The following is an 11,097-nucleotide window of genomic DNA, read 5'->3' on the forward strand; positions in this document are numbered from 1 at the left end:
GGGAATACTTTTCTGACTATTTTTTGCAAATAAAAAGCACCGCGCTCCAGACGAAGGGCGGTGCTTGAGGTGGACGATTTTTACGCGATCGGCGCTGGAATTGTCACGGGTGCGGAGTAGGCCGCAGGTTTGTCGGCGACTTCGACCTGGCCATGAATCCGCGCCTGATGGCCATCGGCAAACATGTAATACGGGAATGGACGGGCAGGTGCCGAGATGGCGTCAAGCCGCGCGACCAATTCCGGTGCGAGCGTGAAATCGAGCGAGCCGAGCGACTCCTGCAGCTGTTCTGGCCGGGTCGCCCCAACAATGATGCTCGAGACGCCGCGCTTCTGATTCAGCCAGTTCAGTGCAACTTGCGCCATCGGCCGCCCCGCCAGCTTCGCAACAGCCTCCAGTTCCGCGACGATGCGGAAGTTGCGCTCGGTCAGCTTGTCGAATCCCGGCGGCGGCGCGCTGGCCATGCCCGCAAGGCGCCCCTCGCCGGACACAGCGCTCGCCGCTCCGCCTTGCGACGGACGGTATTTGCCCGACAACACACCCATACCCAGCGGACTCCAGGGCACGAGCCCCATGCCCAGATTGGCGGCGAGATCGGCGAACTCGTTTTCGGCGTTGCGTTCGATCATCGAGTATTCGAGCTGCATCGCCGCGACCGGTTCGAAGCCGCGCCAGTCGGCCAGCGTCTGCGCCCGTCCGGCAAACCACGCGGGCGTATCCGACAGGCCGACGTAGCGGATCTTGCCCGCGCGCACGGCGTCGTCCATCGCGCGCATGACTTCGTCCACCGGCGTGACGCGATCCCATGTGTGCAGGTAATACAGGTCGATGTAGTCGGTGCCCAGACGCTTGAGCGAGCCGTCGAGCGCGCGCAGCAGATTCTTGCGATGGTTGCCGCCCGCGTTCGGATTGCCGGTCTCGGCGTTGTAACCGTACTTGGTGGCGATCACGAGCCGGTCGCGCAGGCCGCGCGCCGCGACGAATTTGCCGAGCCATTTCTCGCTGGTGCCTTCGGTGTACATGTCCGCGGTGTCGACGAAGTTGCCGCCGGCATCCACGTACAGATCGAACAGGCGTTGCGTCGCTTGTTCGTCGGCGCCCCAGCCCCATTCGGTGCCGAAGGTCATCGTGCCCAGTGCGATCGGGCTCACGCGAAGGCCCGAGCGGCCGAGCAGGGTGTAGCGATCCATCGTCATGTCAGTCTCCTTGAGCGGTCAGGCGGAAAGTGTTGAATCGATGGCGCTATCGTGCGCCGATTCTTTACTTGGAAAAACGCCGTCTGTCTGCAAGGATTGTGAAGTCCGACTTAATAATGGAGATCGCGATGGCCCCAGCCCAGTTGCCGGCGTTGATGGCATTCGCGAGCGTGGCGCGCCACGGCAGCTTCACGCACGCGGCTGCGGAAACCGGTGTGACGGCCTCGGCGTTGTCGCAAAGCATTCGTTCGCTCGAGATGCAGTTGAATGTGCGCCTGTTCAACCGGACCACCCGGCGTGTCGCCCTGACGGAAGCTGGCGCGCAGTTTCTCGCCCGCGTGCTGCCTGCGTTGGGTGAACTGGAGGCGGCCTTCGAGGCGCTCGACGAAACCCGCGACCAGCCTGCCGGCACGCTGCGCATCAATTTGCCGAGGGTCGCGAGCGAGCTGCTGGTGTTGCCGCATCTGGCCGAGTTCACGCGCCGCTATCCGCAGATCCGGCTCGATCTGACACTCGACGATGGTTTCGCTGACGTGGTCGGCGAAGGATTCGACGCGGGCATCCGGCTCGGCGAACGGATCGCGAAGGACATGGTGGCGGTGCCCTTGAGTGGTGACATCCGTATTGTCGTAGCCGGTTCGCGGGCGTACTTCGAGCGCTATCCAGCGCCGGCGACGCCAACTGATCTCGCTGCTCACGATTGCCTGCGCTACCGCTTCTCGACTAGCGGCGGCATCTATCGATGGGAGTTCGCGCAGCCTGATGATCCGTCGCGCGTGTTCCAGGTCGAGACACGCGGGAGCCTCGTCACCAACGATCTGCGCACGATGGTGCGGGCGGCGGAGCAGGGCGTGGGTCTCCTTCACGTGATCGACGACTACGTGAAGGAGCAACTTGAAGACGGCCGCCTGGTCCGCGTGCTGGAGGCGTGGTGTCCGAGCTTTCCGGGGTTTTTTCTGTACACCGCGAGCCGTGCGCAGATGCCGTTCAAGCTGCGCGCGCTGATCGATTTCCTACGGGAGAAGCGCGAAGTCCGATAGACCTCGCGTGGTACTGCAGCTTCAGGCTGCGAATCGTTGCGTCGGATACGCTGCCGTGCGGCTCTCCCCGGGTGGTGTCTGCAACTGCCGTTGGTTTGTCGTTCGCCTCGATCGTGCCGCCGACTATCATTGAAGCGGCTATCTGCGGCACAGGGTGCGGTGGATAACGGAAGCGCCGACACCGGCGCGGAAGATGGCAGTCTTCGCCCTTCAGAGAGTTCGCCATGGAAAACGCTGTCTATTGGAAAGGACGTCAGGTCGGTATCGAGTGCGCCGGCCGGATCTCGTGGTTCTCGTCAGCGCCGCAGGAAGCGGTGTTGGCCTATGGCATGAAGCCGGCTGAGAACGTGATCGTTGAAGACGCCATGATCGTTCGCAATCTCGGCGTGACCGCGCGAAGCGATCGACTGGATTTTGGCGGCTGAAGGGGCGCTATCGTTGGTCGTTGCGACGGCCGGTTGAAGCGAGAACCGCGTTGAAAACCGGCAACAGAAAAGCAAAAAGCCCAGTCGCAAGGACTGGGCTTTTTGCTTGAATCTTGTGGTGCCGGAAAGAGGAATCGAACCCCCGACCTTCGCATTACGAATGCGCTGCTCTACCGTCTGAGCTATTCCGGCATCAGGAGAAACGAGATTATAGGGACTTCTTCAGGAACTTGGCAAGCCCCCGCGGTCATTTTTTTGCTTCGAGATGGTAGCGCGTGACGCGGTCGACTTCGTTCTTCGAGCCGAGGAACACGGCGACACGCTCGTGCAGGCTTTTCGGCTGGATATCCAGAATCCGCTTCTCGCCATTGGTCGCGGCGCCCCCGGCCTGCTCGACGATGAACGCCATCGGGTTCGCTTCGTACATCAGGCGCAGCTTGCCCGGCTTGTCCGGTGTGCGCTTGTCGGCCGGGTACATGAAGATGCCGCCGCGGTTCAGGATACGGTGCACGTCGGCCACCATCGACGCGATCCAGCGCATGTTGAAGTCGCTCTGGCGCGAACCGTCCTTGCCGTCTTTCAACTCGCCGATGTATTTCTCAACCGGCGGATACCAATGACGCTCGTTCGACGCGTTGATCGCATATTCACGCGTTTCAACCGGAATGCGCATATCGCTTTGCGTGAGCACCCACGAACCCAGTTCGCGGTCGAGCGTGAAGCAGTTCACACCGTTGCCGGTGGTCAGCACCAGCACGGTTTGCGGGCCGTACACTGCATAACCTGCCGCAACCTGCTGCGTGCCGGGTTGCAGGAACGATTGTTCGGTGGGCTGCTGGCCGTCCGGGCAGCGCAGCACCGAGAAGATCGTGCCGATCGACACGTTGACATCGATGTTCGACGAGCCGTCGAGCGGATCGAACACCAGCAGGTATTCGCCTTTCGGGTAGTTGGCGGGGATCGGGAAGAACTGCTCCATTTCCTCGGACGCCATGCCCGCGAGGTTGCCGCCCCATTCATTCGCTTCGAGCAGGATTTCGTTCGACAGGATGTCGAGCTTCTTCTGCACTTCGCCCTGAACGTTCTCGCTGCCCGCCGTGCCGAGCGCATCGCCCAGCGCGCCCTTGCTGACGTGGTAGCTGATCGCCTTGCACGCGCGCGCGACGACTTCGATCAAAAGGCGCAGGTCGGCCGGCAGGTTGTTGGTTTCGCGCTGCTGCTCGATCAGGTACTTCGTGAGAGTGGTACGACGTTGCAAAGCCATTGCTGTACTCCGGGAAGGCTTAGGGAATGTCTCGATTTTAACCGCTCGCTGTGTCGGTTCCGTGCTTTTGAGATACAAGGGCGTGCGACCGTCTTGCCAGGGGCTGTAAAGGCGCGCGAAATTCAGGCTTTTCGGCGAGCCTTGATGGCCGTGACATGGCCGGCCACATGGGTGGCAAGCGCCGCGGCACGGGCGTGTTCGGCCGGGACCTTCGGCATTTTGGGCCGGTTCGCCTTGGGCATCGGCTCGATCTCGCGTTCGATCTGCTCGCCGGCCGCCGCGGTGGCGACCCGCAGGTCGTAGGCGATCTGCAGATTCAGCCAGAATTGCGCACTCGCGCCGAAGTAGCGCTCGAGCCGCAGCGCGGTGTCAGCCGAGATGGCGCGTTTGCCGCGCACGATGTCGTTGATGCGCGGCGCCGGTACGCGCAGCGCAAGGGCGAGCGCGTTGACGGACATGCCGAGCGGCTCGAGGAACTCGCACCGCAGAATCTCGCCGGGGTGGATTTCCGCGATGCTTTCGCCGGTGCTGATGTCGGAGAAATCGATGCTGCCCAGATCGGAGCGTTTGATGACCATGCCGGTCTCCCAATAGTCAGTGATAGTCGACAATTTCGACATTCAGCGCCTTGCCGTCGACAAAGTGAAAACAGATGCGCCACTGTGCGTTGATGCGAATACTCCACTGCCCGCTGCGCTGGCCTTGCAAGGATTCGAGCCGATTGCCCGGCGGCGCGTGCAGGTTGCGGATCGACCTGGCGGCGTCGATCATGAGCAGCTTGCGGCGTGCGAGCGCCTGCATATGAAGCGGCAGTGAATGCACGAACTTGCCCTGAAAGATTGCCGCCGTAGCCTTGTCGCCGAATGTCGTGATCATGGGATGATATAACGCATCGCGTTAAACGTAAACCGTTAAATGAATGCGTTTACTTTCACCCTGTCGAGCCGATACGAATGGTCGTCCAGACGGCTAACGTTGACGTCCGCACATCGCCTCATCGCGAAATTGAGGACGAGAAAAAGCCGGCAACACGTGCCGGCTTTTCGCTGCGTAAAGCGCTGTCAGACGATCGTCACGCCAACGCTTTTTCCACGATCTCGCGCACGTCGCGCGACTTCACCTGCGACGCCACTTTCTCCAGCGCCGCGCGCATGCCGTCGCGCAGTGTCGGCGTGAAGCGGCGCCACAATTCCAGCGAGCGGGCGAGGCGCGCGGCCACTTGCGGATTGATGGCGTCGAGCGCGATCACCTGCTCGGCCCAGAACGCGTAGCCCGAGCCGTCTTCGGCATGGAACTGCGCAGGGTTCGCGGCGCAGAAGCTGAAAATCAGCGAGCGCGCGCGGTTGGGGTTCTTCAGGTTGAACGCGGGATGCGCCATCAGCTTGCGCACGATCTCGATCACCGGACGCTGCGCGCTGCCACGTTGCGTGGCTTGCAAGGCGAACCACTTGTCGATGACGAGCGGTTCCTTTTCGAAGCGCCGGTAAAAGTCGTCCAGCGCCTGGTGCGCCTCAACGCTGCCGCCGTTCGCCGCCGACGCATTGAGCAACGCCGAGAGCGCCGCCGAGCGGTCGGTCATGTTGTTGGCGGCGTCGTATTGCGCGGATGCAAGCCGCACGGCTTCAGCCGGATCGTCCAGTTCCGCGAGATACGACAGCGCAAGATTCTTCAACGCACGATGACCGGAAGCCTCCGGCGTCGCTTCATACGCACCTGGCGTGCGGTGCTTTTCGTACACGGCAAGCCAGTCCTTCCTGAGCGCATTCGCGAGGCGCTTGCGCACAAACTGCCGTGCGGCGTGTACGGCAGCCGGATTCGATTCGGCCATCTGTTCAGCCAGATACGCTTCCGACGGCAGCATCAACGCCAGTTCGCGGAAGGCAGGCGAGAGCGTCTCGTCGGTCAGCACGCGAGCGAACGCCGCGACCACCGAGTCGTCGAGTTGCAGCGGCACGCCCGTGGCGGCGCGCCCGGCGAGCGTCAGCAGCTCGCGCGTGGCGAGCCGTTGACCGGCTTCCCAGCGGTTGAACGGATCGCTGTCGTGCGCGAGCAGGAAAGCGAGCTGATCGGCCGAGTAGTCGTATTCGACGATCACCGGCGCCGAGAAATTACGCAGCAGCGAGGGCAGCGGTTCCTGCGCGACGTTGACGAACGTGAAGGTCTGTTCGGTCTGCGTGAATTCCAGCACGCGAGTGGTGGCTTCCGACGCCCTGGTTTCGCCTTCCAGCTGCAGCGGCAGGTCGTGGCCGTCCTTGCCGATCAAACCGATCGCGAACGGAATCAGAAGCGGGCCTTTTTGCGTTTCACGCGCGGCCGGGGCGGTGTCGCCGTAGCCTTGCGTGAGCGTCACGCTGTAGCGCTGCTGCGCGGCGTCGTATTGCGTGCGCACGGACACGCGCGGCGTGCCGGCCTGGCTGTACCAGCGCTCGAATTGCGCGAGATCGCGGCCGTTCGCATCGGCGAGCGCGTGACGGAAGTCGTCGCAGGTCACAGCCTGGCCGTCATGACGCTTGAAGTACAGGTCCATGCCTTTGCGGAAACCGTCGCGGCCGAACAGCGTCTGATACATCCGCACGACTTCGGAGCCTTTTTCGTAGACCGTCATCGTGTAGAAGTTGTTGATCTCGACGTAGCTTTCCGGGCGCACTGGGTGCGCCATCGGACCCGCGTCTTCGGCGAACTGCATCTGCCGCAGTACGCGCACGTCTTCGATGCGTTTGGTGGCGCGCGCGGCTTCATCGGTCGCGCCGCCCGCCATGTCGGCCGAGAACTCCTGATCGCGGAACACCGTCAGGCCTTCTTTCAGGCTCAGCTGGAACCAGTCGCGGCACGTCACGCGGTTGCCGGTCCAGTTGTGGAAGTACTCGTGGCCGACCACCGCCTCGATGTTCGCGAAGTCGGTGTCCGTTGCCGTTTCGGGGTTCGCCAGCACGTATTTCGTGTTGAAGATGTTGAGCCCCTTGTTCTCCATCGCGCCCATGTTGAAGTCGCTCACCGCGACGATCATGAAGCGGTCCAGGTCCAGTTCCAGCCCGAAGCGCGACTCGTCCCAGCGGATCGAGTTGATCAGCGAATCCATGGCGTGACGGGTCTTGTCCAGGTCGTGCGGTTCGACCCACACCTGCAACAGCTTTTCCTTGCCCGAACCGCTCTTCACGCGTTCCTCGAGCGCGACCAGTTTGCCGGCGACCAGGGCGAACAGATAGCTCGGCTTCCGGAACGGATCTTCCCAGCGGGCGAAATGGCGGCCGTCCGGCAGATCGCCTTCTTCGAGCAGATTGCCGTTCGACAGCAGCACCGGATAGTCGGCCTTGCTGGCGCGCAGCGTGACCGTGAAGGTCGCCATCACGTCGGGGCGGTCGAGGAAATAGGTGATGCGGCGAAAGCCCTCGGCCTCGCACTGCGTGAAGAAGTTGCCGCCCGACACATACAGGCCCGACAGCGTGGTGTTTTCCGCCGGATTGCAGATGCTGGTGAGCGTGAGCTCAAAGTTATCCGGCACGTTATCGAGCGTAAGGCCGTGTTCGTGCGCATGCGCTTGGGCGAATGGGGCGCCGTCGATCGTGGCGCTGACGAACTCGAGTTGTTCGCCCATCAGTTCGAAATTCGCGGCGTGGGACGCGTCCGGGTTGCGGCACACCCGCATCGTGTTCCTGACGACGGTGCGTTCGGGGATCAGATCGAACTCGAGTGCGACGGTGTCGATCAGGAAGGCGGGCGGCGCGTAATCGGCGCGGCGGATCACATTGGGCGTTGCGGTATCGGCCATGGCGTTCTGTAGTGATGGGACTCGAGCCGTCAAGCGTGCTTATGGCGCGCGAGCCGGGCTTGTCGAGCCATTGTACAAAGGCTCGGCGGATTGTGCGGCTCGAACTTTTTGCCGATTCGCCTGGTCAGCGTATTATCGGCGCGCGCGTGGAATAAAAAAGGCCAGCGCGTCGTTGAAATCGAGTGGCGACAGGCGCAACGCTAACAATCCAGAAGCAAACTAAAGGCCTTAAGAGGTAGACCATGAACATTAATCGATGGACCCGCCGCGCCACACTGCTGCTGGCCACGCTGACGGTGCTGCTGTCGGGCTGCACGAGTTACGTGACCTCGCAGGTCACGGCGTTCTCCGACTGGAGCGGCAACGACGCCACCCGTACCTATGCGTTCACACGGGCGGGCGATCAGCAAAACAATCTCGAACTCACCACCTACGAGCGCCTCGTCGCCAACGAACTCGCCACGCATGCGTTCCGTCAGGTCGACACGTCCCAGGCGCGTTATCTGGTCGGGCTCTCGTACGGGATTCGCTCGGACATGGTGACGGTTGCGCAGCCGGTGTATTACAACCCCTGGCCGGCGCCGTACTGGGGCCGGCCGTTCGATCCGTGGGGACCGTGGGGTGCGTTTCCGACCGCCTATGTGAACCAGAGTTACCCGATCTTCACGCACCTGCTCGGCGTGCGGATTACCGAGCGAGCCAGCGGCAAAGAGGTCTATAACGTGACGGCGCGCAACTCGGACGAAGAATCGTCGCTGGTGAGAGCCATGCCGTATCTGGCGCGCAGCGCGCTGGCGGACTTCCCGCTCGGCAACGGCGTCGTCCATACCGTGAAGCTTCCCGTCGACAAGAACGGCGGGGTCTCGAACGAAGTCGCGACGACGGGTGCCGCGCCCGCAGCCGCGCCGGCCTCGGCGCCGGGTGCGAAGGTTGTGCAGTAAGCGCTGCACCTTCGCGGCGAACCGCATACGTTGCAGCGCAACAAAAACGGCCCGGCAGGTCACCCTGCCAGGCCGTTTTGCTTTGCAGCCGGCGCGAGCGTGTCTTTGACCGGAAGTGGGTAGCGCCACCGCGATATGGCAAAAACGACGTTACGGTAAGCCTCCGTAAGTCGCGCACGAGAATCGAAAAATGCACGGCATTTCACTCAGCAGGCCGGCCCAAAGCGTTGAAATGTTCCGAAACGAAACACTTGTTTAGAAAGTTAAATGAAAGTATTCGCGTCTATTTGCTGACGTAGCAGCGCCCATTTGGCCCGCAGAGCTCGCCGCAAGGCGGCTTTGCAGACTGCTCACGATCGCGCAAGGGCCGCCAGGCCTATATTTTGACGTTGTCCAGGCATCCGTCGCACCTGCGATACGGATACAGATAGATACGTCTTTTGTGGCTGATTTAATCCACAATATTCAGTATGATTCCGGCGACCACAGGGAGCCTGAGTCAATCCATCAGACTAATTGGCGAAGGCGCCTAAATAATCGGGGCCACGTGCCGTTAAAACGCTGAACCCTATATAAGAAGATTGGATTGACCCCGGCTGGAGATTGTCGTTCCGCGCGGCGCGCATACGCTGTGACGGCTGCGTATTCCGTCAGGCGCCCTCAGCCTCTCCTCGCTTCTACGCGCGAACACCGATATGCCCGATCTGCACTGGACCATTCCGGTCGCTCGCTGGTCTAGCTGGCCTGCTGCCGCATCTGCCGCACCCGACATCGGCTTCATCGAGCCGATCGTGCGGCGTCGCCTGAGCACGCTGTCCAGAGTCGCCCTGAAGGTAGCGCACGACTGTGTGGCGCAAGATGAGGTCCGGGTCGTGTTCGCTTCACGTCACGGCGAATTGCGGCGCACCACGGACATCCTGCGCGCCATCAGCGCGGGAGATCCGGTCTCGCCGACCGCTTTCAGCCTCTCGGTGCTGAACGCCATGACCGGCGTGTTCGGCATCGCGCGCGGCGACCGTTCCGCTGCCAGCGCGATCTCGGCCGGCGCCGAGACGCTCGGCTACGCGCTGCTGGAAGCGTACGCGCAATATGCAACGCAGCCCGGGGCACCAGTATTGCTGGTGTACGCTGACGAACCGGCCGATCAGGCGTACGGCACGATCGAAGACGAAGTGCAGGGCGGCGCGATCGCGATCCTGCTGAATGGCGAAGCGGCGACGGGGCAACTGGTCTGCACGTTGTCCGGCGCGGGTGACGAGGCAGCCGTGGCCGCGCAGGAGGCAAGCACGGAAGAACGTTTCACGACCCAGAGTCAGGCGCTGCAGCACTGTCTGGAAACGGGTAGGCCCGCCGTCTGGCAAGGCGCCGGCGCGGCCTGGCATTGGAGGTGGCATGAACGCGCGGCTTGATTACGTTTGGCGGTTCTGCGCGACAGGCATGGCCTTCGTGGTGTTCGGCATCTGCGGCGTGCTGTTTTCGGTGCTGGTGTTTCCGCTCGCGTGGCTGTGGCCGCACCGGGCGTCGCGTCAGCGCGTGGTGACGACCGTGATTCACTGGTTTTTCCGCGCGCTGGTCGCGGTGTTGCAGCGCATCGGCGTGATGGAGCTCGAGGTATCGGGTGGGCAGGCATTGCGCGCCGGCGGCCCGGCGATCGTGGTCGCCAATCACCCGACCTACCTGGACGTGATGGTGTTGTTGTCGCTCACGCCGCGCGCCTGTTGCGTGGTGAAAAACGCGCACTGGGGCAACCCGTGTTTCTGGGGGATCGTGCGCTCGGCGGAATATGTGAGCAACGCGGATCCGTCGGAACTCGTCGAAGCCGGCGCGCGACAGCTGGCAGCGGGCTACACGATGATTATTTTTCCCGAGGGCACGCGCAGCCCCGCGCCGAACCGGCTGCACGCGTTTTCACGCGGGTTCGCGCACATGGCATTAAAGGTCGGCGCGCCGATCGTGCCGGTGCTGATGGACTGCGATCCGCCGGCGTTCACGAAGCAGATGCGCTGGTATGACGTGCCGGCGCGCGCTTTCAGGATCCGTGTGAACGTACTCGAGCCGCTTGGCGTCGAGCAACTCGCCGACCACGACACTTCACCGTCTCTCGCGGCGCGCAGCGTGACCAGCGCCATCGAAGCTCACATTACTCAGCACCTGTTCGATTATGGATTCTTTAAAACTGGAAATTAAACAGCTTCTGATCGAAGCCCTCGATCTGGAAGACCTGAGTCCGGCCGATATCGACGACGACGCCCCGTTGTTCGATACCGACGGCATCGGTCTCGACTCGATCGACGCGCTCGAGATCGGCATCGTGCTGCGCAAACAATACCAGCTGACCATCGCCGCAAACGACGAACGCACCCGCGAGCACTTCCGCTCGATCAGCACGCTGGCCGCGCTGGTCGCGAGTCAACGCGAAACGGCGCATGCTGTGAACGAAACCACAAGAAAAGGGGATTAAT

Annotated in this window: 11 protein-coding genes and 1 tRNA gene; 6 read left to right on the plus strand and 6 right to left on the minus strand. The window is 62.5% G+C overall.

Annotation, left to right across the window (positions count from 1 at the left end; translation table 11 throughout):
- Positions 1-80 precede the first annotated feature (80 nt).
- The gene (locus tag BM438_RS24365) at positions 81-1,196 is read right to left on the minus strand and encodes an aldo/keto reductase (RefSeq protein WP_093639069.1); all 1,116 of its coding nucleotides are present in this window, start codon (positions 1,194-1,196) and stop codon (positions 81-83) included.
- Positions 1,197-1,324: 128 nt separating this feature from the next.
- On the opposite strand from BM438_RS24365, the gene BM438_RS24370 reads away from it, so the two are divergent.
- Positions 1,325-2,236 (plus strand): LysR family transcriptional regulator, encoded by a 912-nt coding sequence (locus BM438_RS24370; protein ID WP_244179444.1) that lies wholly within the window; start codon positions 1,325-1,327, stop codon positions 2,234-2,236.
- A 224-nt stretch (positions 2,237-2,460) separates the two neighbouring features.
- Positions 2,461-2,661, plus strand: coding sequence for a hypothetical protein (locus BM438_RS24375; RefSeq protein WP_093639072.1), 201 nt, complete (start codon positions 2,461-2,463; stop codon positions 2,659-2,661).
- A gap of 116 nt (positions 2,662-2,777) precedes the next feature.
- On the opposite strand, the gene BM438_RS24380 is transcribed toward BM438_RS24375, so the two are convergent.
- The 5 genes from BM438_RS24380 to pepN form a co-directional block, all read right to left on the minus strand.
- Positions 2,778-2,853, minus strand: a tRNA-Thr gene (locus BM438_RS24380).
- A gap of 55 nt (positions 2,854-2,908) precedes the next feature.
- The gene (locus BM438_RS24385; protein WP_093639075.1) at positions 2,909-3,925 is read right to left on the minus strand and encodes a class 1 fructose-bisphosphatase; all 1,017 of its coding nucleotides are present in this window, start codon (positions 3,923-3,925) and stop codon (positions 2,909-2,911) included.
- A gap of 122 nt (positions 3,926-4,047) precedes the next feature.
- A complete protein-coding gene (locus tag BM438_RS24390; protein WP_093639078.1) occupies positions 4,048-4,503 on the minus strand; it encodes a HigA family addiction module antitoxin in 456 nt (151 codons plus the stop codon).
- 16 nt (positions 4,504-4,519) lie between these two features.
- Entirely contained in the window at positions 4,520-4,801 is a 282-nt protein-coding gene (locus BM438_RS24395; RefSeq protein ID WP_093639081.1) for a type II toxin-antitoxin system RelE/ParE family toxin, read from the minus strand.
- Between the two features lie 196 nt (positions 4,802-4,997).
- Positions 4,998-7,694: an aminopeptidase N gene (pepN, locus tag BM438_RS24400; protein WP_093639084.1), complete on the minus strand. Its 2,697-nt coding sequence runs from the start codon at positions 7,692-7,694 to the stop codon at positions 4,998-5,000.
- Positions 7,695-7,936: 242 nt separating this feature from the next.
- On the opposite strand from pepN, the gene BM438_RS24405 reads away from it, so the two are divergent.
- The 4 genes from BM438_RS24405 (at position 7,937) to BM438_RS24420 (ending at position 11,096) form a co-directional block, all read left to right on the plus strand.
- Entirely contained in the window at positions 7,937-8,635 is a 699-nt protein-coding gene (locus tag BM438_RS24405; RefSeq protein ID WP_093639087.1) for a DUF4136 domain-containing protein, read from the plus strand.
- A gap of 695 nt (positions 8,636-9,330) precedes the next feature.
- The gene (locus BM438_RS24410) at positions 9,331-10,044 is read left to right on the plus strand and encodes a beta-ketoacyl synthase chain length factor (protein WP_093639090.1); all 714 of its coding nucleotides are present in this window, start codon (positions 9,331-9,333) and stop codon (positions 10,042-10,044) included.
- Positions 10,028-10,822, plus strand: a complete 795-nt coding sequence (locus tag BM438_RS24415) for a lysophospholipid acyltransferase family protein (RefSeq protein WP_093639093.1) — start codon at positions 10,028-10,030, stop codon at positions 10,820-10,822. The genes BM438_RS24410 and BM438_RS24415 overlap by 17 nt, the downstream gene beginning before the upstream one ends.
- The gene (locus BM438_RS24420) at positions 10,797-11,096 is read left to right on the plus strand and encodes a phosphopantetheine-binding protein (protein WP_054037294.1); all 300 of its coding nucleotides are present in this window, start codon (positions 10,797-10,799) and stop codon (positions 11,094-11,096) included. The genes BM438_RS24415 and BM438_RS24420 overlap by 26 nt, the downstream gene beginning before the upstream one ends.
- Position 11,097: the final 1 nt, after the last annotated feature.

This window comes from Paraburkholderia aspalathi, assembly GCF_900116445.1.
Lineage (GTDB): Bacteria > Pseudomonadota > Gammaproteobacteria > Burkholderiales > Burkholderiaceae > Paraburkholderia > Paraburkholderia aspalathi.